The 24,061-nt window shown below is 64.3% G+C and carries 19 protein-coding genes; 11 read left to right on the forward strand and 8 right to left on the reverse strand.

From position 1 onward, the window contains the following. Positions 1-91 precede the first annotated feature (91 nt). Positions 92-298, forward strand: a complete 207-nt coding sequence (locus VK792_RS11050) for a SlyX family protein (protein WP_326297546.1) — start codon at positions 92-94, stop codon at positions 296-298. On the opposite strand, the gene VK792_RS11055 is transcribed toward VK792_RS11050, so the two are convergent. Together VK792_RS11055 and dnaE are read right to left on the reverse strand one after the other, a co-directional pair. Continuing rightward, entirely contained in the window at positions 299-1,291 is a 993-nt protein-coding gene (locus VK792_RS11055) for a hypothetical protein (protein ID WP_326297547.1), read from the reverse strand. 105 nt (positions 1,292-1,396) lie between these two features. Beyond that, a complete protein-coding gene (gene dnaE / locus VK792_RS11060) occupies positions 1,397-4,900 on the reverse strand; it encodes a DNA polymerase III subunit alpha (protein WP_326297548.1) in 3,504 nt (1,167 codons plus the stop codon). Between the two features lie 165 nt (positions 4,901-5,065). Between dnaE and VK792_RS11065 the strand changes: the two genes are divergently transcribed. The 9 genes from VK792_RS11065 to VK792_RS11105 all read left to right on the forward strand — a co-directional run bounded on the left by VK792_RS11065 (position 5,066) and on the right by VK792_RS11105 (position 15,059). After that, a complete protein-coding gene (locus tag VK792_RS11065; RefSeq protein ID WP_326297549.1) occupies positions 5,066-5,413 on the forward strand; it encodes an ArsR/SmtB family transcription factor in 348 nt (115 codons plus the stop codon). Next, the gene (locus tag VK792_RS11070; protein WP_326297550.1) at positions 5,410-5,577 is read left to right on the forward strand and encodes an SRPBCC family protein; all 168 of its coding nucleotides are present in this window, start codon (positions 5,410-5,412) and stop codon (positions 5,575-5,577) included. The genes VK792_RS11065 and VK792_RS11070 overlap by 4 nt, the downstream gene beginning before the upstream one ends. A gap of 169 nt (positions 5,578-5,746) precedes the next feature. Then, the gene (gene xdhA / locus VK792_RS11075) at positions 5,747-7,126 is read left to right on the forward strand and encodes a xanthine dehydrogenase small subunit (RefSeq protein ID WP_326297551.1); all 1,380 of its coding nucleotides are present in this window, start codon (positions 5,747-5,749) and stop codon (positions 7,124-7,126) included. A gap of 2 nt (positions 7,127-7,128) precedes the next feature. After that, on the forward strand, positions 7,129-9,474 hold the full coding sequence (gene xdhB, locus VK792_RS11080) for a xanthine dehydrogenase molybdopterin binding subunit (protein ID WP_326297598.1): 2,346 nt from the start codon (positions 7,129-7,131) through the stop codon (positions 9,472-9,474). Further along, entirely contained in the window at positions 9,467-10,405 is a 939-nt protein-coding gene (gene xdhC, locus VK792_RS11085; protein ID WP_326297552.1) for a xanthine dehydrogenase accessory protein XdhC, read from the forward strand. Before xdhB ends, xdhC begins: the two co-directional genes overlap by 8 nt. Then, entirely contained in the window at positions 10,372-11,889 is a 1,518-nt protein-coding gene (locus VK792_RS11090; RefSeq protein ID WP_326297553.1) for an ABC transporter ATP-binding protein, read from the forward strand. The genes xdhC and VK792_RS11090 overlap by 34 nt, the downstream gene beginning before the upstream one ends. 51 nt (positions 11,890-11,940) lie before the next feature. After that, positions 11,941-13,026: an ABC transporter permease gene (locus VK792_RS11095; protein ID WP_326297554.1), complete on the forward strand. Its 1,086-nt coding sequence runs from the start codon at positions 11,941-11,943 to the stop codon at positions 13,024-13,026. Beyond that, positions 13,026-13,949, forward strand: coding sequence for an ABC transporter permease (locus VK792_RS11100; protein ID WP_326297555.1), 924 nt, complete (start codon positions 13,026-13,028; stop codon positions 13,947-13,949). Before VK792_RS11095 ends, VK792_RS11100 begins: the two co-directional genes overlap by 1 nt. 36 nt (positions 13,950-13,985) lie before the next feature. Continuing rightward, a complete protein-coding gene (locus VK792_RS11105; RefSeq protein ID WP_326297556.1) occupies positions 13,986-15,059 on the forward strand; it encodes a BMP family ABC transporter substrate-binding protein in 1,074 nt (357 codons plus the stop codon). A 122-nt stretch (positions 15,060-15,181) separates the two neighbouring features. Here the strand turns inward: VK792_RS11105 and dnaJ are convergent, their stop codons facing one another. Then, entirely contained in the window at positions 15,182-16,327 is a 1,146-nt protein-coding gene (dnaJ, locus tag VK792_RS11110) for a molecular chaperone DnaJ (protein ID WP_326297557.1), read from the reverse strand. A 77-nt stretch (positions 16,328-16,404) separates the two neighbouring features. Beyond that, a complete protein-coding gene (gene dnaK / locus VK792_RS11115; RefSeq protein WP_326297558.1) occupies positions 16,405-18,327 on the reverse strand; it encodes a molecular chaperone DnaK in 1,923 nt (640 codons plus the stop codon). A 219-nt stretch (positions 18,328-18,546) separates the two neighbouring features. On the opposite strand from dnaK, the gene VK792_RS11120 reads away from it, so the two are divergent. Then, positions 18,547-19,152, forward strand: coding sequence for an alpha-ketoglutarate-dependent dioxygenase AlkB family protein (locus tag VK792_RS11120; RefSeq protein WP_326297559.1), 606 nt, complete (start codon positions 18,547-18,549; stop codon positions 19,150-19,152). A 6-nt stretch (positions 19,153-19,158) separates the two neighbouring features. On the opposite strand, the gene VK792_RS11125 is transcribed toward VK792_RS11120, so the two are convergent. The 4 genes from VK792_RS11125 to ubiE form a co-directional block, all read right to left on the reverse strand. Then, positions 19,159-20,712 carry a hypothetical protein gene (locus VK792_RS11125; protein ID WP_326297560.1) on the reverse strand — a complete coding sequence of 518 codons (1,554 nt, stop codon included), beginning with the start codon at positions 20,710-20,712 and terminating at the stop codon, positions 19,159-19,161. Further along, on the reverse strand, positions 20,709-21,575 hold the full coding sequence (gene motA / locus VK792_RS11130) for a flagellar motor stator protein MotA (protein WP_326297561.1): 867 nt from the start codon (positions 21,573-21,575) through the stop codon (positions 20,709-20,711). Before motA ends, VK792_RS11125 begins: the two co-directional genes overlap by 4 nt. 67 nt (positions 21,576-21,642) lie before the next feature. Beyond that, positions 21,643-23,175 (reverse strand): 2-polyprenylphenol 6-hydroxylase, encoded by a 1,533-nt coding sequence (gene ubiB / locus VK792_RS11135; protein WP_326297562.1) that lies wholly within the window; start codon positions 23,173-23,175, stop codon positions 21,643-21,645. 127 nt (positions 23,176-23,302) lie between these two features. Then, the gene (gene ubiE, locus VK792_RS11140) at positions 23,303-24,055 is read right to left on the reverse strand and encodes a bifunctional demethylmenaquinone methyltransferase/2-methoxy-6-polyprenyl-1,4-benzoquinol methylase UbiE (RefSeq protein WP_326297563.1); all 753 of its coding nucleotides are present in this window, start codon (positions 24,053-24,055) and stop codon (positions 23,303-23,305) included. Positions 24,056-24,061 lie beyond the last annotated feature (6 nt).

The following is a 24,061-nucleotide window of genomic DNA, read 5'->3' on the forward strand; positions in this document are numbered from 1 at the left end:
ACCTGTGCAGCGCCCCGGGCGCTGCCCCGCGCAGAGGCTTGCCATCCCACACCGTCACGTCCTATCTGTGCCGCAGCCAGGGGAGCTTGCCATGACCGACCGAACCGATCTGCTGGAAGAACGCATCGCCCACCTGTTGCGCGTCGTGGATGACCTGTCCGACACCGTCGCCCGGCAAGACGGCGAAATCGCCTTGCTGACACGGCGGGTGGCGATGCTGATGGAACGTGAAGCGACGCGAGAGGCCGAAGGCACCGGTGGTGTCGTGCTGGGCGATGAACGCCCGCCGCATTACTGATCAGCCGTTCACATCCATCGCCACGACACGCCCGTCGTGCAGCAGAATGTTCTTCCACACAGCGCTGCCTTCAAAGCTTTGATAGACCGACACGAACACGCCGGTGCGTGAAAAGGCGCTGATCTTGCTGCCACAGGGTTTGCCGCGCGCGCTCCCGCACTCCCGCCGTTTCAGCTTTTCATAGGCATTCTCGGTTTCGGAATAGGGCAGACCCTGTTCCGGCAGGCCATAGCGCAGCTGTTCGTGCATCTCGAAATCGCCGAACATCGTCAGGGCAGAGGTCACCTGCCGCGCGCAGCCATCGCCGAACCCGGTCAGGTACATGGCCCGCGGTGCGGTCGAGCCCGGCGCGCTGTTGAGGATTTCGTATTTCTTTGCGCCCTTCTCGGGCCAGCGCGCGATGGCCTTGCCCAGCTTGCCCTTGGGCACGTTGCAGACCCGCGCGATCTGACCGAACGGCAGGCTGGTTCCAAATGCCACTTCCTGGAAATCCACGTCGCCGGGCCTGGGGCCGGTGGCCGAGGCGGCGTTGCCAAACAGGCCCCGGCGCGCGGTCGCAGGCTCTGCCGGGGCAGGGCCGGTTTCCGGCAGCAGCGCGGCGATTTCCACCGGCGCCGCCTCGGCCACCTGATCGGCCTGCTTGGCCTCTTCGGCCTTGCTCTTCAGGAAACCAAGAAGGCCGCGTCGTTCCGGGGCTGGCGCATCGGTTTGCACCGGCAGGCTGGCTACTTCAAGCTCTGCCTCCGGCGCTGCGACCGGGGCGGGTGCATCGCTGCTGTCAGCGGTTTCTGCAGCCGGGGCCGTGGCCTCCTTGCGCCCGAACAGCCCCCCCAGGAATCCGCGTTTCGCAGACGTCGGCTCTGTCGCGTCGGGGCTAGGGATCGCGGATGTATCGACAGCCTCGGCCCGGGGCGCATCGGTGGCGACATCGACATCGGACAGCTTGTCCACATCCCCAAGGGGATCGCTGCAAGCCGCCAGAACGGACAGCATCGCACAGGATAGAGCGATTCTTTTCAAAGGCTTCCCCCGGGTATTCGAGGCGAGACCATAGACCACGCAGGGCCAATCGGTCCAGCGGGGGTGGCGGCGGGCCGCTCAGACCTCTTCCACGGCCAGGATTCCGGGCAGGGATTTCAGCGCCCCCTTGATTTCGGGCGTGACCGGGAACTGCTGTTTCAGGTCCATCGTCACTTCACCTGGCAGGCCCGCGTGGCTGAGGCACAGCTCGATCGGGCCGCGCGGCGCCTTGGGCAGTTGGTCCGCGGCGCGCTTCAGCACCGAAGCGATGCCGGTCAGCGCACCTTCCTCGTCCAGGAAGATGCGCAGCCCGGTCCCGACCGCGCCGGCCATCTGCGCCTCCAACGGCGCGACGGACCGGCCGACCGGATCGAACTGGCCTTCGTTGAACCGGGCTTCCAAGGACATGATCACCTTGGAGTCCTGTTCGAACACCCGGCGGCAGGTTTCGAAATCGTCGGCGAACAGCGCAATCCCCGCCACCTGCCCTGTGGGGTCGGAAATCGACATGCGGAAGAACCGCGTGCCCCGGCCCGACTTGCGTTCCTGTAGCCCCGACACCATCACCCCGACCCGGCCCACCGCGCCGCCATCGCGTTCTGCCTTTTCCTGCAATTCCGCCAGAGTCATGCATTTCTGCCGCTTCAGCGCGCCAAGATAGTCGTCCAGCGGGTGCCCGGACAGGTAGAACCCGATCGCCTTGTGTTCCTCTGCCAGCCGTTCGGCGGGCAGCCAGTCGTTGACAGGGGCCAGGCGCGGCTCGGGCAAGTCCTCGCCCGCCTCGCCAAACAGCGATACCTGGTTCGATGCTTTCTGTTCGTGCACAGCCGCGGAATACGCGACCAGCGCATCCAGGCTGTCAAACACCCGCCGCCGGTTGCGGTCCAGCACGTCAAAGCCGCCCGCGCGGGCCAGCATTTCCAGCGGCCGCTTGCCCACCCGTTTCAGATCGACCCGGCGGGCAAAGTCGAACAGGGTCACAAAGGGTTTGTCGCCGCGCCCCTCGACCACCAGTTTCATCGCCTCGACGCCCACGTTCTTCAGCGCGCCAAGGGCATAGATCAGCTTGCCCTCGACGACGTCGAACGTGGGCAGCGACCGGTTCACGCAGGGCGGGACATAGTCCAGCGACAGGCCCTTTTTGACCTCTTCGAAATAGATCGCCAGCTTGTCGGTCAGGTGAATATCGCAGTTCATCACCCCGGCCATGAACTCCACCGGGTGGTTCGCCTTCAGCCATGCGGTCTGGTAGCTGACCACCGCATAGGCCGCCGCGTGCGACTTGTTGAAACCGTAGTTGGCGAACTTTTCCAGTAGGTCGAAGACCTCGGTCGCTTTCTTCTTGTCGACCCCGTTTTCCGCCGCGCCCTTTTCGAACTTCGGGCGTTCGGCGTCCATCGCCTCTTTGATCTTTTTCCCCATCGCGCGGCGCAACAGGTCTGCACCGCCAAGGCTGTAGCCCGCCATGACCTGCGCGATCTGCATCACCTGTTCCTGGTAAACGATGATGCCTTGCGTTTCTTCCAGGATGTGGTCGATCAGCGGGTGGACCGAAGCGATTTCCTTCAGCCCGTTCTTGACCTCGCAATAGGTCGGGATGTTTTCCATCGGGCCGGGACGATACAGCGCCACCAGCGCCACGATGTCCTCGATGCAGGTGGGTTTCATGCGCCGCAGCGCATCCATCATACCCGAGCTTTCCACCTGGAACACCGCCACCGTCTTGGCCGCAGCATAAAGCTTGTAGCTCGCCTCGTCATCCAGCGGGATCGCGTTGATCTGGTTTTCCGCGCCTTCCGCGGGTTCATAGAGTTGCGTGCCGTCGGCGGCGACGTGCAGCGGTCGGCCCGATTTGAAAATCAGGTCCATCGCATTCTGGATCACCGTCAGTGTTTTCAGGCCCAGGAAGTCGAACTTCACCAGCCCGGCCTGTTCCACCCATTTCATGTTGAACTGGGTGGCGGGCATGTCCGACCGCGGGTCGCGGTACAGCGGCACCAGCTCGTCCGTGGGCCGGTCTGCGATCACGACACCTGCCGCGTGGGTCGAGGCATTGCGCAGCAGCCCCTCGACCTGCATCCCGTATTTCAGCAGCCGGTCGACGACTTCCTCGGCGCGGGCCTCTTCCTTCAGGCGCGGTTCGTCCTGCAATGCCTTTTCGATCGAGACGGGCTTGACCCCTTCCACCGGGATCATCTTGGACAGGCGGTCGACCTGGCCATAGGGCATCTGCAACACCCGCCCGATATCGCGCACCGCCGCCTTGGACAGCAGCGCACCAAAGGTGATGATCTGCGCCACCCGGTCGTGGCCGTATTTTTCCTGCACGTACTGGATCACCTCTTCGCGGCGATCCATGCAAAAGTCGATGTCGAAGTCCGGCATCGACACACGTTCGGGGTTCAGGAACCGTTCGAACAGCAGGCTGTAGCGCAGCGGGTCAAGGTCAGTGATTGTCAGCGCATAGGCCACCAGCGAACCGGCGCCCGATCCTCGGCCCGGACCGACGGGAATGTCGTGATCCTTGGCCCATTTGATGAAATCCGCAACGATCAGGAAGTAACCGGGGAACCCCATCCCCTCGATGATGTCCAGCTCGAAATCCAGCCGCTTCTGGTACTCTTCGACCGAAGTCGCATGCGGAATCACCGCCAGTCGGGCTTGCAGACCTTCATTGGCCTGACGCCGCAATTCCTCGACCTCGTCATCGGCGAATTTCGGCAGGATCGGTGGCCGCTTGTAGGCCATGAAGGCGCAGCGCCGGGCGATCTCGACCGTGTTTTCAATCGCCTCCGGCAGGTCGGCGAACAGCGTGACCATTTCCTGCTGTGACTTGAAATAATGCTGGTTGGTCAGCCGCCGGCGCGGGTTCTGCTGATCGACATAGGCCCCTTCCGCAATGCAGATCAGCGCGTCATGAGCCTCGTACATGTCCGATTTCGGGAAATAGACATCGTTGGTCGCCACCAGCGGCAGCCCCATTTCATAGGCCATCTCAACAAAGCCGCGTTCGGTCTGTTTCTCGGCTTCGGGTTGGCCGTTCTCGCCCGGGTGGCGCTGCAATTCGACATACAGCCTGTCGCCGTAGATGTCGCAAAGCTGTGTCATCAGCGCCTGCGCCGCGCCGCGCTGGCCCTGCTGCAACCAGTGTCCCACCGGCCCCTCTGGCCCGCCGGTCAGACAGATCAGTCCTTCGCCGTGCTGCGCCAGGTCTTCCAGCGTGACGTGCGGCAATTGCCCGTCGGTCCGCAGGTAAAGGCAGCTGTTCAGCTTCATCAGGTTTTCATACCCGCGCTCGTTCTGCGCCAGCAGGACCAGCCCGGCGGGATCGCGGGGGCGTTCGCCGGGGGCGGGGGTGGCGTATTGCAGGCTGACCTGGCAACCGATGATCGGCTGGATCCCGGCGCCGCTGGCAGTGACGGAAAATTCAAGCGCCGCGAACAGGTTGTTGGTGTCGGTCACCGCGACCGCGGGCATGTCCATCGCCGCACACATGCCGGGCAGCTTTTTCAGCCGCACAGCCCCTTCCAGCAAGGAATATTCGGTGTGAACGCGAAGGTGTATGAATCGGGGATCTGCCATGCCGCCACGATATGTTGCGGTTAAGGTCAGGGAAAGCCCCAACCCACACGCGTGTCCCGTCCTCACCCCCAGGGTCGGGGGTGCGTTCAGAAAGGGCGGGAAAAACTTAGCGCAAAGGCTAAGTTTTGTTTGCCGACTCACTACGGTGCTCACATGCTTGGCCACATGACCAGCCACCTGACCGCAGTGTTCGCCGCCCTGGCCGATCCGACACGCCGTGCGGTGATCGAACGGTTGACCCGGGGCGCCGCGCCCGTCACCGAATTGTACGCGCCGCATGACATGGCGCTGCCCACCTTCCTGCGCCACCTCAAGGTGCTGGAGGACAGCGGCCTTGTCCGCAGCGAGAAAACCGGCCGCGTCCGCACCGTGCGTATCGAAGCCCGGGCGCTGGCCGAGGTCGAAACGTGGCTGCGCCGTCAAAGACGCCCCCGGGGCGCGCCGACGGACCGGCTCGAATCCCTGGCCCTGCGGCTGGAGGCGGATTTCAGCGACCGAAAGGACACTGCATGACCGACCACGATCGCGCGCTCGTCCTCGAACGCAGGTGGCATGCGCCCCGCGCGGTGGCGATGCACAACCAGGCCGAGGCGAAGAAACACCACGCCGCCATGGGCTTCCGCGATGGCTGGGGCGCGGCCGCAACACAGCCGGAAGCCTTGGCGAAAACGCTCTGATCTGCCCAAAATCCCGGCGATTGATGGATTGCCGGGCAAATTTTCCTTGCCAAATTGCAGAATCGCCGCCTAGCCTGACCTCTGCACAGGGATAAACCCGCGCGCTTTCTACGCCGCATCGAGGGCGCGCAGCAAAAGGGTCACTTAGGTAAGGCGGCGGGTTTTCAGCATGGATATCACCTTTCTTCTGAACGGAGAGAGCGTGGAACTGCGTGATGTGTCTGCGACGCGCACGCTGCTCGACTGGTTGCGCGAGGATCGCGCGCTCACCGGCACCAAGGAGGGTTGCAACGAAGGCGACTGTGGGGCCTGCACCGTGATGGTGACAGATGCCGACGGATCGAAGGCGCTCAATGCCTGCATCCTTTTCCTGCCGCAACTGCATGGCAAATCTGTACGCACGGTCGAAGGCATCGCCGCCCCCGATGGCGCGCTGCACCCGGTGCAGCAGGCCATGATCGACCTGCACGGCAGCCAGTGCGGCTTTTGTACGCCGGGGTTCATCATGTCGATGGCGGTGGCGCACAAGAACGGCGACCGCGACCACGACACCGCGCTTGCGGGAAACCTGTGTCGTTGCACCGGCTACGCCCCCATCGTGCGCGCTGCAGAGGCCGCCGCCAACCAACCGGTTCCCGCCTGGATGCAGGACGATGCCGTGGCAACGAACGCGGCGCCCGCGGGCGATACCACCGGCGTCGCTGCGCCGGAAACCGTGGCAGAGCTTGCAGCGCTTTACGCCGCCAACCCCGATGCGACGCTGGTTGCCGGGGCCACCGACGTGGGCCTGTGGGTGACCAAGCAGATGCGCGATCTGGGCCAGGTGATCTTCCTCAACCGCTGCCGCGACCTGCAACAGATCGACGAAAGCGACGATGCCCTCCGCTTTGGTGCCGGTGTCACGATGGACCGGGTGCTTGCAGCGCTGGCGCCGCTTTATCCGTCCTACGCCGAAATGGTCCGCCGCTTTGCCTCTGCCCAGGTGCGGGCGGCGGCGACGATTGGCGGCAATATCGCCAACGGTTCGCCAATCGGGGACAACCCGCCGCCGCTGATCGCGCTGGGGGCCACGCTGCACCTGCGCTGCGGCGACACCACTCGTGACCTGCCGATCGAGGACTTCTTCCTCGACTATGGCAAGCAGGACCGCGCAAAGGGTGAATTTGTCGAGGCAATCAGCGTGCCCAAAACGCCCGACCGGCTGCGGGTCTACAAACTGTCGAAACGGTTCGATCAGGACATTTCCGCCGTCTGCGGCGCGTTCAACATCACCGTGGAGGATGGCACCGTCAGTGCCGCGCGCATCGCCTTTGGCGGCATGGCCGGCATTCCGAAACGGGCCAGTCACGTGGAGGCCGCGATCATCGGCAAGCCCTGGACCGAGGCGACGCTTGCCGCCGCCGCGGATGCCTGGGCCATGGATTTCACCCCGCTGTCCGACATGCGCGCCAGCGCGGAGTATCGTCTGACCACGGCGCGCAACATGCTGCGCCGGTACTGGCTGGAAGATCAGGGGCAGATCGTCGACGTAAAGGCGGTGCCGGCATGACCATGAGCGTTGCAAAACCCCTTCCCCATGACGCGGCCGCCCTGCATGTGACCGGCAAGGCGCGGTATGTCGATGACATCCCGACGCCACCCGGCACGCTGCACCTGGCCTTTGGCCTGTCCAGCGTGGCGAATGGCCGGATCACCGCGATCAACCTTGACGCCGTGCGTGCCGCCCCCGGTGTTGTCCTGGTGCTGGAGGCGAAAGACCTGCCCGGCGATTGCGATTGTTCGCCGTCCAACCACGACGAACCGCTGTTGGCGGGGCATACGGTCAACTATGTCGGCCAGCAGGTTTTCCTTGTTGCCGCCACCAGCCACCTTGCCGCGCGCCGGGCTGCGCGGCTGGCAAGGATCACCTATCAGGAACGCGACGCGATCCTGTCCATCGACGACGCGATGGCGGCGGATGACCGGTTCGAAGACGGCCCGCGCATCTGGTCGCGGGGCGATGCCGGGGCGGCCATCGACAGCGCGAAGAACGTGATCGAGGGCAGCCTGACCATGGGTGGCCAGGAACATTTCTATCTTGAAAGCCAGGCCGCGATGGCGTTGCCGCAGGACGATGGCGAAGTGGTCGTGCACAGTTCGACCCAGCACCCGACAGAGATCCAGCACAAGGTGGCCCATGCGCTGGGCCTGCCGATGCACAGCGTGCGGGTTGAAACCCGGCGGATGGGCGGCGGCTTTGGCGGCAAGGAAAGCCAGGGCAACGCGCTGGCGATTTCCTGTGCGCTGGTGGCGCGGATGACGGGCCGGCCGGTCAAGATGCGCTATGACCGCGACGACGACATGACGATCACCGGTAAGCGGCACGATTTCCGCATCGATTACCGGGTGGGGTTTGACGATGGCGGTGTGATCGCCGGGGTCGAGTTCCTGCACCTGACCCGGGCGGGCTGGTCGATGGACCTGACATTGCCGGTGGCGGATCGTGCGATGCTGCACGCCGACAACGCCTATTTCATTCCCGCGATGCGGATCGAAAGCCACCGTTTGCGGACCAATATGCAAAGCGCGACGGCCTATCGTGGCTTTGGCGGGCCGCAGGGGATGCTGGGGATCGAACGGGTGCTGGATCACGTCGCCTATGCCGTGGGCCGGGACCCGCTGGAGGTGCGCAAGGCGAATTACTATGCCGAGGCACCGGTGGCGGAAGCTGGGGGGCCGTCTGCCCCCCCGTCCCCCCCCGAGGATATTTCCGGCCAGAAGAAGGTGCAGACAACGCATTATGGCCAGCCGGTCGAGGATTTCGAACTGGGCGCCATGACCGCGGCGCTGGAGGCGTCTTGCGACTATGCCACCCGGCGCGCGGCGGTGCGCAAGTGGAACGCGGAAAACAGCGTGCTGAAGAAGGGCATCGCCCTGACGCCGGTGAAATTCGGCATCTCCTTCACGCTGACCCACCTGAACCAGGCGGGTGCCCTGGTGCATGTCTACCAGGACGGCTCGATCCGTATGAACCACGGCGGGACAGAGATGGGGCAGGGCCTGTTCCAGAAAGTCGCGCAAGTTGCGGCCAGCCGTTTTGGCGTGCCGATGGCGGTGGTCAAGATCACCGCGACCGATACCGGCAAGGTGCCCAACACCTCGGCCACGGCGGCGTCGTCCGGTTCCGACCTGAATGGCATGGCGGTCAAGATTGCCTGTGACACGATCCGGGACCGGATGGCCGGGTACCTGGCGCAACAGTACCAGTGCAGCCCGGCAGATGTACGGTTCAAGGACGGAAGCGTACAACTTGGCAGCCAGAGCATCAGTTTCGCCGAGGCCGCCGCGCTCTGCTATGGCGGGCGGGTCAGCCTGTCGGCCACCGGCTTTTACAAGACGCCCAAGGTCGAATGGGACCGGATCAAGGGGCAGGGGCGGCCGTTCTATTATTTTGCCTACGGTGTCAGCTGTTCCGAGGTGGTCGTGGACACCCTGACCGGCGAATACCGCATCCTGCGCGCCGACGTGTTGCACGACTGCGGGTCGTCGCTGAACCCCGCGCTGGATGTGGGCCAGGTCGAAGGTGCCTATGTGCAGGGGGCGGGCTGGCTGACGACCGAAGAACTGCTCTGGGACGACAAGGGCCGGCTGCGCACCCATGCGCCCTCGACCTACAAGATCCCGGCCTGTTCCGACCGGCCCGACGTGTTCACCGTCGCGCTGTGGGACGGACGGAACCGCGAGAACACGATCTATCGCTCGAAAGCGGTGGGGGAACCGCCGTTCATGCACGGCATTTCGGTGCTGATGGCGCTGTCGGATGCGGTTGGATCGTGCGGCACGGCCTATCCCGATCTGGATGCCCCGGCAACGCCCGAGCGCGTTCTTGCCGCGATTGAACGGGTGCGCCATGTTTGACCGGATCGCGTTGAAGGCCGCCGTGACGGAGCACGGCCGCGTGGCCCGCGTAGTGATCGCGCAGGTCGCGGGGTCGTCCCCGCGCGAGGTGGGCGCGGCGATGCTGGTCTGGGAGCACGGCCAGTCCGGCACCATCGGTGGCGGCGCGCTGGAATACAAGGCCGCGCAACAGGCGTTCGTCCGCGAAGGGCTGACGCATCATGCGCTGGGTCCGAAACTGGGCCAATGCTGCGGCGGGGTTGTGACGCTTCTGACGGAAATCTATGACGCCCGGGCTGTCGCGGCGCTGGATGGCCGGGACGTGATCGCGCGCGGCACGGGCGCGATGCCGCTGGCTGTGAAGCGCCTGTTGGACCGGGCGCGGGGGCGCGGCGAACGGCCAGAGCCGCAACTGGTCAAGGGCTGGTTCATAGAACCGGTGGCCGAGGTCCAGACAGATCTGTGGATCTGGGGCGCGGGCCACGTGGGCCGGGCGCTGGTGGATGTCCTGGCGCCGCTGCCGGGCATGGCGATCACCTGGGTCGACACCGGGCCGGAACGGTTTCCTGATGCGATGCCTGACGGCGTGACGGCGTTGCCCGTGGCAGAGCCCGCGTTGCTGGCCGCCCGCGCGCCGACTGACGCGCATCACCTGATCCTGACCTACAGCCACGAACTGGACCTGGCGCTGTGCCATGCGCTGCTGGGCCGGGGATTCGGCTTTGCCGGGCTGATCGGGTCGGACACGAAATGGGCGCGCTTTCGGTCCCGGCTGAAGGCGTTGGGCCATTCGGATGCACAAATCGGGCGCATCTGCTGCCCGATTGGGCAGAAAACCCTGGGCAAGCACCCCCAGGCCATTGCCGTGGGGGTCGCGGCGCAGTTACTGGAAACGCGTATCGCAGGGGGCATGACAAAGTGGCAGACGCACTCCTTACCATCGAGGGCCTGACCAAGGCCTATCCGGGCGTCGTGGCCAACAGCGATGTCTCTTTCACCATCGGACAGGGCGAGATTCACGCGCTGCTGGGGGAAAACGGGGCCGGGAAATCCACGCTGGTCAAGATGATCTATGGGCTGGTGAAACCCGACAAGGGCACCATGACCCTGAACGGCACCCCCTATGCGCCCGCCGAGCCACGCGTCGCGCGGTCGTTGGGCGTGGCCATGGTGTTTCAGCACTTTTCGTTGTTCGAGGCGCTGACGGTGGCCGAAAACATCGCGCTGGGCATGGAAAACCCGCCCAAGCCGCGCGACCTGGCCCGCCAGATCCGCGAGGTGTCGGAAACCTACGGCCTGCCGCTGGATCCCGACCGCGTCGTCGGCACCCTGTCGGCAGGCGAACGTCAGCGGGTCGAGATCATCCGCTGCCTGTTGCAGAACCCGCGCCTGCTGATCATGGACGAACCGACCAGCGTCCTGACTCCGCAAGAGGTCGATATCCTGTTCGAGACCCTGAAAAAGCTGCGTTCCGAGGGGACCTCGATCCTGTATATCAGTCACAAGCTGGAAGAGATCCGGGCGCTGTGCGACACCGCGACCATCCTGCGGCTGGGCAAGAAGGTGGCCACCTGCACGCCTGCGGACACCACCGCCCGCGAACTGGCCGAGATGATGGTGGGCGCAAGCTTTGCCATGCCGGAAGCCAAGGACCAGCCGCTCGGCGACGTGCTGTTGCAGGTATCGGGCCTGTCGATGCCGTCGCCGGGGGCGTTCGGGACACCGCTGCGGGACATCACCTTCGAGGTGCGCGCGGGCGAGGTTCTGGGCCTGGGGGGGGTTGCCGGCAACGGGCAGGATGAATTGCTGATGGCGCTGTCGGGCGAACGCACGACCAAGGCGCAGTGCATCTGGCTGAAGGACAAGCCGGTGGGCAACCTTGGCCCTGCCGCGCGGCGCGCGATGGGCATCCTGTCGGGGCCGGAGGAACGGCTGGGCCATGCCGCCGCGCCGAACATGAGCCTTACCGAAAACGCCGTGCTGACCGCCGCGCATCGCGAGGGGCTGGTGTCGAACGGGTTCATCAACTGGGGCCGGTCGCGCGACTTTGCGCAGAAGGTCATCAGCCAGTTCGACGTGCGCACGCCGGGGACAGAGACCGCGGCCCGGGCATTGTCGGGAGGCAACCTGCAGAAATTCGTGGTCGGGCGCGAAATCCTGCAACGGCCGGAGGTGTTGATCATCAACCAGCCGACCTGGGGCGTCGATGCCGCCGCCGCCGCCGCGATCCGGCAGGCGCTGCTGGACCTCGCAGCCCAGGGCGCGGCCATCGTCGTGATCAGCCAGGACCTGGACGAGCTGATGGAGATTTCCAACCGCTTCGGCGCGCTGAACGAAGGCCGCCTGTCGGCCATCCGCCCGGTCGAGGGGCTGACGATCGAGAAGATCGGCCTGATGATGGGCGGTGCCCATGACATGGAGGTAGCCCATGTGTGACGCGGCGGATTCGAGTATTTTCGGAAAGATGAAAGCAGGGGGACGGCGCGCATGATCCGCTTGGAAAAACGGCCCCAGCCGTCAAGGTTCTGGACCGGCGCAACGCCGATCCTGGCGGTTTTGCTGACCATGCTGGTGGGCGGCGCGATGTTTGCCGCGCTGGGCACCGACCCGCTTGAGGCGATCAAGGTGATTTTCTGGGACCCGTTGTTTCACGAACAGTTCGCCAGCTATTCGCGGCCGCAGCTTCTGGTGAAGGCGGGGCCGCTGATCCTGATTGCCATCGGCCTGTCGATCGGGTTCCGGGCGGGGATCTGGAATATCGGCGCCGAGGGGCAATACATCATGGGTGCGATCTGTGGCGCCGGGGCAGGGCTTGCGCTGTACCCGTCCGACTCGGCCCTGTTGTTCCCGATGATGGTGGTCGCCGGGGCGCTGGGCGGCTGGGTCTGGGCGATGATCCCGGCGGTGCTGAAGGTGAAATTCGGCACCAACGAGATCCTTGTGTCGCTGATGCTGGTCTATGTCGCCGAAAACATCCTGGCCTCGGTGTCGTCCGGCCTGCTGCGCAACCCCGAGGGCATGGGCTTTCCGGGGTCGCGCAACCTGAACCAGTGGGATGCGGCGTCGAACCTTGACCTGATCCCGAACACCGGCATGCACTGGGGCGTGGTCGCGGCGCTGATCGCGGTGATTTTTGCCTATGTGCTGCTGTCGCGCCACATTCAGGGCTTCAACGTGCGCCTGACCGGCGAAGCGCCGCGCGCGGCGCGGTTTGCCGGCGTCAGCCCGTCGCGGATCATCCTGTTCTGTCTTGGGATGTCCGGCGTACTGGCGGGCATGGCAGGGATGTTCGAGGTGACCGGGCCCGCGGGCAAGATCAGCATCGACTTCAACTCGGGCTATGGGTTCACCGCGATCATCGTGGCCTTCCTGGGCCGGTTGCACCCGGTGGGCATCCTGCTGGCCGGGCTGCTGATGGCGCTGACCTATATCGGTGGCGAGTTGGCGCAGCTGATGCTGGGCCTGCCGGGCGCCGCGATCCAGCTGTTCCAGGGGATGTTGCTGTTCTTCCTGCTGGCGACGGATGTGTTCACCAATTACCGCGTGCGGATCGGAAAAGGAGAGTTGGCCTGATGGATCTGTCTTCAATCAATCCGGTCCTGCTGATTGCGTCGATCATGGTGTCGGCGACGCCCATCCTGCTGGCCGCCATCGGCGAGGCGGTGGTGGAAAAGGCGGGGGTGCTGAACCTGGGCGTCGAGGGCATGATGATCGTCGGCGCGGTCGTGGGCTTTGCCGTGGCGGTCAACACCGGCTCTCCGGGCCTGGGGTTTGTCGCGGCGGCGCTGGCCTCGGCCATCCTGTCGCTGTCCTTTGGCTTTCTGACGCAGTACCTGCTGTCGAACCAGGTCGCCACGGGCCTGGGCCTGACGCTGGTGGGGCTGGGGCTGTCGGCGCTGATCGGCAAGCCCTACGAGGGGATGAAATCGCCGACCCTGCCGAAGCTGGACATCCCGGTGCTGAGCGATCTGCCGGTGGTGGGCCGAATGCTGTTCTCGCATGATCCGATGGTCTATCTCAGCCTGTTGCTGGTGGTCGTGGTCTGGACCTTCCTGAAATACACCCGCGCCGGGCTTGTGCTGCGCGCGGTGGGGGAAAGCCACGATGCCGCCCATGCGCTGGGCTACAAGGTGGTGCGCGTGCGGATGATTGCGATCTTTTTCGGCGGGGCCTGCGCCGGACTTGGCGGCGCCTATCTGAGCCTGGTGCGCGTGCCGCAATGGACCGAGGGCATGACCGCCGGCGCCGGCTGGATCGCGCTGGCGATTGTCGTCTTTGCCAGCTGGCGGCCCTGGCGCGTTCTGATCGGGGCCTACCTGTTCGGGGGCGTCACCGTGCTGCAGCTGAACCTTCAGGCAGCAGAGGTCGCGGTGCCTGTCGCGCTCTTGTCGATGAGCCCGTATCTGATAACCATCATCGTGCTTGTCATCATCTCGGCCCGGGGGGCGCATGGCGCGCCTGCCTCCCTTGGCCGGTCTTTCCATGCCTCAAGCTGAGGCGCTTACACCTGTACCACCAACAAGGGGATATTCATGAAACGCAGAACACTTCTTGCCAGCGCAGCCCTGGCCCTCAGCCTTCCGGGCATGGCCTTCGCCCAGGACAAGGTAAAAGCCGGGTTTATCTTTGTCGGCCCGATCGGCGACGGCGGCTGGACCTATGAACACAACCATGCCCGCCTGGCGGTGGAAGAGCATTTCGGCGACAAGGTCGAAACCGTCTATCAGGAAAGCGTGCCGGAAGGTGCGGACGCCGTGCGCGCGATCACCCAGATGGCGCTGTCGGGGGCGGATATCATCTTCACCACCTCTTTCGGCTACATGGATCCGACGCTGGAAGTGGCGGCCAAGTTCCCGAACGTGAAGTTCGAACATGCCACCGGTTACAAGCGGTCGGACAACGTATCGATCTATTCTGCGCGCTTCTACGAAGGCCGCGCCATCCAGGGCCATATCGCGGGCAAGATGACCAAGACCAACAAGATTGGCTACATCGCGTCCTTCCCGATTCCCGAGGTCATTCGCGGCATCAACAGCGCCTATATCCACGCCAAGAAGGCCAACCCGGATGTCGAATTCTCGATCATCTGGGCCTACACTTGGTTCGATCCGGCGAAAGAGGCCGATGCCGCCCGCGCGCTGATCGAAAACGGGGCCGACGTGATCCTGCAACATACGGATTCGACCGCGCCGCAGGCGGCTGCGCAAGAGGCTGGTGGCGTGATCACCTTTGGTCAGGCGTCGGATATGGGCGAATATGCCCCAATGCCGCGCGTGTCGTCGATCATCGACAACTGGGCGCCGTATTACATTGAACGCGTTGGCGCGGTCATGGATGGCACCTGGGAATCGGTGGACACCTGGAACGGCATTGGCAAGGGCATGGTCGGCATCGGCGAGATTTCTGACGCCGTCCCCGCCGACGTGAAAGCCGAGGCGCTGGCGCTGAAAGATGCGATTGCTGCGGGTGACTACCACCCCTTCACCGGACCGCTGAAAAAGCAGGATGGGTCGGACTGGCTGGCAGAAGGGGAAACCGCAGATGATGGCACCTTGCTGGGCATGAATTTCTACGTCGAAGGCCTGACCGGCGACATCCCGAACTGATCCGGGTTGCAGACAAGCAAAGGCCCCGCATTCGCGGGGCCTTTTTCGTTCAACCCGGGGCGTGACCGATACGGAAAAGGCGCCCGGAGGGGGCGCCTTTCACGGTTCGGGCTGACGGGGCCTTAGCCCTTCATGCTGTCCCAGAAACTTTTGACCGATTTGAAAAAGCTATGCGATTCCGGATTGTTATCCTCGCTCAGCTCTTCGAATTCCTTCAACAGCTCTTTCTGGCGCGCGGTCAGGTTGACGGGCGTTTCCACCGCCAGTTCGATGAACATGTCGCCATGTCCGCCGCCGCGCAGGCCCGGCATCCCCTTGCCGCGCAGGCGCATCTGGTTGCCTGACTGGCTGCCTGCGGGGATCTTCACACGGCTGCGGCCGCCGTCGATTGTCGGCACTTCGATATCGCCCCCCAGCGCGGCCGTGGCCATGCTGACCGGGACGCGGCAGTACAGGTTGTTGGCCTCACGTTCAAAGATCTCGTGCTTCTTCACTTCGATGAAGATGTACAGATCGCCCGGAGGCCCGCCACGCAGCCCGGCCTCGCCTTCACCGGCCAGACGGATCCGCGTGCCGGTTTCGACACCCGCGGGAATGTTGACCGACAATGCGCGTTCCTTCTGAACCCGACCGGCCCCGCCGCAGGACTTGCACGGGTTCTTGATGATCTGGCCCAGACCCGAACAGGTTGGACAGGTGCGTTCGACGGTAAAGAATCCTTGCTGCGCGCGAACCTTGCCCATGCCTGAACACGTTGGGCAGGTGGTGGGCTCTGCCCCGCCTTCGGCGCCTGAACCGTTACAGGCGGTACATTGCACCGAACTGGGCACGGTGATGGTCTTTTGCAGGCCGGCATAGGCCTCTTCCAGCGTCACCCGCAGGTTATAGCGCAGGTCAGAGCCGCGCGCTGCGCGTTGCCGTCCGCCGCCGCGCTGGCCACCCATGAAATCGCCGAAAAGGTCGTCGAACACGTCGGAAAACGCGCTGGCGAAATCGGCATTGCCGCGCCCACCGGGATGGTGGCCGCCACCGCCCATGCCGCCGTCGAACGCGGCATGACCAAACCGGTCATAGGCGGCTTTCTTGTCGGCATCCTTCAGCACTTCATAGGCTTCGTTCACTTCCTTGAACTGGGCCTCTGCCTCTGGCTTGTCCTTGTTGCGGTCCGGATGAAGTTCCTTTGCCTTCGCACGATAAGCTTTCTTCAGCTCTTCGGCGCTGGCCCCCTTCGCCACCCCAAGGACATCGTAATAGTCACGTTTGGACATTCACGTCCTCCTTTTCCCGGAACGTAAAGGGCCGGTCCGGTGTCCGGACCGGCCCCATTTGGTTCCGTGATATGGGGTTACGACCGCTTGTCGTCGCCCAGGTCCTCGAAATCGGCGTCGACGATGTTGTCGTCATCCGCACCTGCATTGCCCCTGTCGGCATCCACTGGCGCATCATCGCCCGAGTCCTGTTGCGCCTTATAGATCGCCTCGCCCAGACGCATCGCCGCTTCGGTGACGTTCTGGATGCCGGACTTGATCTTGTCGGCAGGCGCGTCGTCCTTTTCAAGGTCATCCTTGAGCGCGGCCACGGCCAGTTCGATCGCCTCGATGGTCGACGGGTCAACCTTGTCGCCATGCTCCTCGATCGATTTCTCGGTCGAATGGATCAGGCTTTCGGCCTGGTTGCGGGCCTCGACCAGTTCCTTGCGGGCCTTGTCGGCTTCGGCGTTTTCCTCGGCTTCGCGGACCATCTTTTCGATGTCGTCATCCGACAGACCACCCGATGCCTGGATCGTGATGTTCTGTTCCTTGCCGGTGCCCTTGTCCTTGGCGCTGACCGACACGATGCCGTTGGCGTCGATGTCGAACGTCACCTCGATCTGCGGCATGCCGCGCGGCGCCGGCGGGATGTCTTCCAGGTTGAACTGGCCCAGCATCTTGTTGTCGGCGGCCATCTCGCGTTCGCCCTGGAACACCCGGATCGTCACGGCGTTCTGGTTGTCCTCGGCGGTCGAGAAGATCTGCGACTTCTTGGTCGGGATGGTGGTGTTGCGGTCGATCAGTCGGGTGAACACGCCGCCCAGGGTTTCGATGCCCAGCGACAGCGGAGTCACGTCCAGCAGAACCACGTCCTTGACGTCACCCTGCAGAACACCGGCCTGGATGGCAGCGCCCATGGCAACGACTTCGTCCGGGTTCACACCCTTGTGCGGCTCTTTCCCGAAGAACTTGGTCACCTCTTCGATGACTTTCGGCATCCGGGTCATACCGCCGACCAGAACCACCTCGTCGATGTCGCTGGTCGACAGACCGGCGTCCTTCAGCGCGGCGGCACAAGGCTTGAGCGAACCCTTGATCAGGTCACCCACCAGACTTTCCAGCTTGGCGCGGGTCAGCTTCATCACCATGTGCAGCGGCTGACCGTTCGAGCCCATGCTGATGAACGGCTGGTTGATTTCGGTCTGGCTGGACGAGGACAGTTCGATCTTGGCCTTTTCGGCAGCTTCCTTCAGGCGCTGAAGGGCCATCTTGTCCTTGGTCAGGTCGACCGCGTGCTCTTTCTTGAACTCGTCGGCAAGATAGTTGACGATCCGCATGTCGAAATCTTCGCCACCCAGGAAGGTGTCGCCGTTGGTCGACTTCACTTCGAACAGACCATCGTCGATTTCAAGGATGGTCACGTCGAAGGTGCCGCCGCCAAGGTCATAGACCGCGATGGTTTTCGATTCCTGCTTGTCCAGGCCATAGGCCAGCGCGGCAGCCGTCGGTTCGTTGATGATCCGCAGCACTTCCAGGCCGGCGATCTTGCCGGCGTCCTTGGTGGCCTGACGCTGGGCGTCGTTGAAATAGGCGGGAACCGTGATAACGGCCTGCTCCACCTTTTCCCCCAGGTATGCCTCGGCGGTTTCTTTCATCTTCTGCAGGATGAAGGCCGAGATCTGGCTGGGGCTGTATTTGTCGCCACGGGCTTCGACCCAGGCGTCGCCGTTGCCGCCGTCGATGACGTTGAACGGCAGGTTTTTCTTGTCCTTCGCAAGATCCGCGTCGTCGTTGCGACGACCGATCAGGCGCTTCACACCGAAAATGGTGTTGTCGGGGTTGGTGACGGCCTGCCGTTTGGCGGGTTGGCCCACCAGGCGCTCGTCTTCAGTGAAGGCGACGATGGACGGGGTCGTCCGTGCCCCTTCGGAGTTTTCGATCACACGCGGCTGGGCGCCATCCATGATTGCGACGCAGCTGTTCGTGGTCCCGAGGTCAATACCAATAACTTTGGCCATGTTTTCGATCCCTTCTTGTCTTCAAGGCGATGACCCGAAGCCCTGACCCGTTATGGCATCAGGACTCCGGCATTCGCGCGTACGGGCGGGCCGCCCGGCCGCGCTTCGGAGGGTATATAGGGAGGGCGGTTTGGGGCTGCAAGCGCCCGCTTCCGCCGGATTATGGAAAAATGCGCCTTTCCATTTGCGTTTGCGGCAGCTCTGCGCTGCAATGCCGCGATGAGCGACGTTCTGGACATTCGCGGCTTTCGGATCTGGCGTGGCTATCTTGATCGCGCCGCGCAGGCGGCGCTGGTCGATGCCTTGCGTGACGTGCTGCGTCAGGCGCCGCTCGTCCAGCCGGTCACGCCGTCCGGGCGCAAAATGTCGGTGCGGATGTCGGCGGCGGGGCGGTTCGGCTGGATCACCGACCGCAAGGGCTATCGCTACAGCGAAACGCATCCGTCCGGTGTGTCCTGGCCGCCGATCCCTGACTCCGTTCTGGCGGTCTGGCGTGCCCTGGCCGGGGCTGCGCGTGACCCGGACTGCTGCCTGATCAACTGGTACGGACCAGAGGCGCGCATGGGCTTGCACCAGGATCGGGACGAGGCCGATTTCACCCAGCCGGTGCTGTCGATCTCCCTTGGGGACGACGGGCTGTTTCGCATGGGCAATGCCGAACGCGGCGGGCGGACGGAGTCGATCTGGCTGCAGTCGGGCGATGTGGTCCTGATGGGCGGCGACGCGCGTCTGCGATATCATGGGATCGACCGGATCCGGCCGGGCAGTTCCACCCTTCTGGACGCGCCGGGGCGGATCAACCTGACCCTGCGCGTCGTGACCTGACCCCGCTCAGAATCCCAGCAGCGCCAGGCGTTCCTCGACCCTGCGCCGTGCGTCTTCGGGCGGTGGCGGAAGCCCGCCATCGATTTGCCCAAGGGCCAGCGCGGTTTTCAGGAACTGGATGTCCGGCGCAGTCGCGGCCAGCTCTGAAAGGACCTCTCCATATAGCGCGTCGAACCGGTCGTCGTAGGACTGACGGCCTTGCAGAACCTGGTCCAGCGCGCGGGCATAGTCTTGCTCGACCAGGTGCACCCGCACCTCGGCCTGCCAAAAGGCGGGCTCAAGCCGGCTGCCGCGATACTCGGTGCGAAAGCTCTCGATCAGGCGCCGGTCGCTTTCTGTCGCCGCGCGTATTGCCTCAAGCGATGTCATCCGGTCCAGCAGTTCCTCTGCCGGGGATGTTTCGTGGCTGGGATGGTGGTTTTCCTCTTCGGGCGTCAGATGCGTGGGGCCGTCGTCGGTGCGGATCAGATACGCCTCGATCCGGTTGGCAGCGTCGCCATGGCCGGTGTCACGCAGGTAATCGACCAGTGGCACTGCCCAATAGCGCCGCAGCGTGGGCGACAGCGCGGTATAGGCCCTGAACAGGTCGTCGGCGTCCCAGCCCTCCTCCGGCCGTTCGCCCGCCTTCTGCAACCGCATGACGTCCCAAAGGACCAGGCCCGGGCAAGTGCGGAACACGCTGGCGGGCAGCCGTTCGGGCCGGTCCAGCGTGGCGGCCATGGCGCGGACCAGCGCGGCCTCTTTGCTGCTGTCGTCCTGCAAAAGCGCATAGGCTTCGGTCCCCTGCGCCTGCGAGACATAGAACTGTGCCAGTGCCAGCCGGGCAGACGGCACCGGATGACCGGCAAGGTCATAGGTCGCCTGCCGCCGCGCCGCCAGTTCCCGGGCATAGTCGCCCTCCCCGGCCCAGTCCTGTGTCAGGGTCAGCGCGCCCGCCGGGCAATAGCCGGGCGGGGCAGGGGGTCTGCCTTGTACGGAAATGCGTGCGGTTTGGTCCGGATCGGGCCGCGGTGGATCAAAGGCCGACGACACCGCCATATGCGCGGCAAGATCCAGCAGTTGGCCCCGCGGCCCATCCTGCATCGCGGCCTCCAGTGATGCCTGCATCAGCCGCGACGATTCGGTGCCGAGGTGCACCGGCAGCGTGATGGGTTGCGTGGGGCTTGCGCGGGGTTCGGGGCGCGGCGGTGCGGCTTCGGGTGCGACGGCATCTTTCAGATCGATCACAAGGAACCGGTCGCGAAACAGGAACGGCTCTGCCGTACACGGGCAGGCCAAGGTCAATGACAACTGCGACGGGGCGGTCTGTTCCACCCCGGTCAGCCGGTCACGCGGAATGCGGTCGAACACGGTGGACAGGTCGAAACCATGGCCGGGCTGGTCCAGCCGCAGGGTCAGGGCTTCCCCCGATCCGTCCAGCGCCCAACCCATCGCCACCGGAAGTTCCAGCACCAGCCGGGTGAAATCGTCGTGTTCCCCCGACCGCACCGGAATGGTGGCGGCCGTTGCCGACAGCGCCCAGCACACCCAGACCGCAAGCCAGGGGATCAGGCGCCTCATGCCGCGGCCTTCGCCTCTTTCAGGGCTTCTTCCAGGTGTTCGTAGCTGGGGCGGTAATGCGCGGGCGATCCCTGGCGGCCCACTTCGATACAGATGTTGACGCCGTGGTTGTAAAGGCTGGCCACGATCACGTCGCGGATCATCTGGTAAAATGCGGCCTCGTCCTCGATCACCGCCTTCAGCTTGGACGCGAAGGGGCCGACAAGCCCATAGGCCAGGAACACGCCCAGGAAGGTACCCACCAGCGCGCCGCCGATCAGCTTGCCCAGAACCTCTGGCGGCTGGTCGATCGACCCCATGGTCTTGATCACGCCCAGAACGGCGGCAACGATCCCCAGTGCGGGCAGGCCGTCGGCAACGGTCTGCAATGCATGGCTGGAATGCAGGTTGTGGTGCAGCATCGACTCCAGCCGCTTTTCCAGAACCTCTTCCACCTGATGGGGATCGTCGTAGTTCATGGAGGCAGAGCGCAGCGTGTCGCAGATCATCTCGACCGCGGTCCTGTCGCCAAGGATGCGTGGATACCGCTGGAACAGGGACGACTCGGACGGGTTTTCGATGTGTTCTTCCAGCGCGACGGGGCTTTGCCGCCCGACCCGCAGCAATTCGTGCAGCAGGCACAAAAGGTCCTGGTAATCCTGGGTTTTCCACTTCGGCCCCTTGAACACCTTGCCGATGTCCTTGACCGTGTGCTTGGCCGACGGGCCATCGTTGCTGATGATGAATGCGCCGGCGGCGGCGCCACCGATCATCATCATTTCGAACGGCAGGGATTTCAGGATGATGCCCAGCTTGCCCCCCGCGGCAATATAGCCGCCGAAGACCATGACAAAGATCACCGCGATTCCGACCAGACCCAGCACCAGACCCCTCCTGAACAATGACGGGTCCGGTTTGGCATGAAAGGCTTAAGGAAATCTCAGCGCCGGATCAGAGCAGGGTTACGATCCCCTCAAGCAAGAGCGCGCCAAGGATCAGCCCGCCCAGCCCCCAGATCAGCCGCGTCGGCCAAAGCGACGGGGGCTTTTGCTCTTCGGGCGTGGCCTGCCGGATCAGCGCCGCCTCGACGATCGCGGGCAGGCGGGGGCCGAAACGGGCCAGCACCTTGGCGGTCTTGAACAGGTCGCCCGCAACGGCGCGCGGCCCGATAGAGGTCTTGATGTATTCCTGCACGACGGGCTTCGCCACGTCCCAGATGTTCATCTTGGGGTCCAGCGACCGCGCCACGCCTTCGACCACCACCATGGTGCGTTGCAGCAGGATCAGTTCGGTCCGGGTCTGCATGCCGAACCGTTCGGTGACCTCGAACAGATAGGCCAGCAGGCGGCCCATCGAAATCCGCGTGGCGTCCATCCCGAAGATCGGTTCGCCAACCGCGCGCAGGGCGCGGGCGAATTCATCGACATCGCGGTCGCCGGGCACATAGCCCGCCTCGAAATGCACCTCGGCCACGCGCTTGTAATCGCGCTGGATAAAGCCGAACAGGATCTCGGCATAGACTCGGCGGGTGTATTCGTCGATATGGCCCATGATGCCAAAGTCATAGGCGATGATATCGCCGTTGGCCGCGACCTTCAGGTTGCCCTGGTGCATGTCGGCGTGGAAAAAGCCGTCGCGCAGCGCGTGGTTCAGGAACAGTTGCAGCACGCGTTTCGACAGGGCTGGGCGGTCCTGGCCCGCCGCGTCCAGCGCGTCGTTGTCGCCCAGCGGCACACCTTCGGCCCAGCTCATCGTCATCACGCGGCGGCCGGAATATTCCCATTTGATGACGGGCAGCTGAAAGCCCGCGTCATTCACCGTGTTGGCGGCAAATTCGCTGGCCGCCGCGGATTCCAGCCGCAGGTCCAGTTCGCCGTTCACCACGCCCTCGAAATGCTTGATCACCTCCATCGGGCGCAGACGGCGCGAGGCGGGGGACAAAAGCTCGATGAAGCGGGCGGCGAAATAGAAGGCGTCGATATCCTTGTGAAAGGCGCGCTCGATCCCGGGGCGCAGGATCTTGACCGCCACGATCTCTCCGGTTTCGGCCAGTTGCGCCTTGTGGACCTGCGCGATCGACGCGGCGGCGACGGGCTCGCTGAAGGACGAAAACAGCGTGTCGGTGGGCTGTTCCAGCTCGCGCTCCACCGCTTTCTTCGCCTCGAAAACGGAAAACGGCGGCAGTTTGTCCTGCAACACGCGCAACTGCTGCGCCAGTTCATCCCCGGCGATATCGGGCCGGGTCGACAGCACCTGCCCGAACTTGATATAGGCCGGTCCCAGCGCCGACAGAGCGCGGGTCAGCGGCGGCATCGACGGATCGCCGGCATAGCCCAGCCACTTGAACGGCCAGCCGATGACACGGGCGGCAATGCGCAGCGGGCGCGGCGCATCAAACGCGTCCAGCACCTGCCCCATGGCCCCGGTCCGTTCCAGCGTGGCACCGGTCCGGATCAGCCGCCAGATGTTATGCGGGCCTCTCATGCGTCATCCTTCGGGGCGGGTTTGGTCGGGGCAGTCTGTGGCGTGTCCTGCGCCGGTTGCCGGACCTGTGCCCAGAACATCTGTCCGCCGCCGCAGGCCGATGGCGGGCGGGGTGTGTCGCGCTGGCTCAAATCTTCCACCCCGAATGCAGGCAGGCGATGCCCATGGTCAGGTTGCGGTACTTGGCGTTCTCGAAACCGGCGGCCTTTACCATCGACAGAAAGGTTTCCTGGTCGGGGAACTTGCGGATCGATTCCACAAGGTACTGATAGCTGTCGCGATCCCCGGCAATCACCTGCCCCATGCGCGGGATGATGTTGAACGAATACAGGTCATAGACCTTCTGCATCATGTCGTTGGGGATCTGGCTGAATTCCAGCACCATCAGCCGGCCACCGGGCTTCAGCACGCGAAAGGCTTCGTTCAGCGCCTCTTGCGGGCGGGTGACGTTCCGGATGCCGAACGAGATCGTGTAGACGTCAAACGTGTTGTCCGGGAACGGCAGCGCCATCGCGTCGCCCACCACCCAGTCAAGGCTGTCGGCCATCGTCCCGGCCTCAGCCCGCTTGCGGCCCTCGACCAGCATCGGTTCGGTCAGGTCCAGCACCGTGGCATGACCATGCCCCGCGCGTTTCAGGAAGCGAAAGGAAATGTCGCCGGTACCGCCCGCCACATCCAGCAGCCGCTGCCCCGGGCGTGGTGCCAGCCAATCCATCATCGCGTCTTTCCAGACCCGGTGAATGCCCATGCTCATCGCATCGTTCATCACGTCGTATTTCGACGCGACCGAGCCAAAGACGCCCTGAACGCGCCCGGCCTTTTCGGTTTCGGGGACTTCCTGAAACCCGAAATGGGTGGTTTTTCCGATGTCGTCCGTCATGGGTCT

This window comes from Mesobacterium hydrothermale (assembly GCF_035818635.1).
Lineage (GTDB): Bacteria > Pseudomonadota > Alphaproteobacteria > Rhodobacterales > Rhodobacteraceae > Mesobacterium_A > Mesobacterium_A hydrothermale.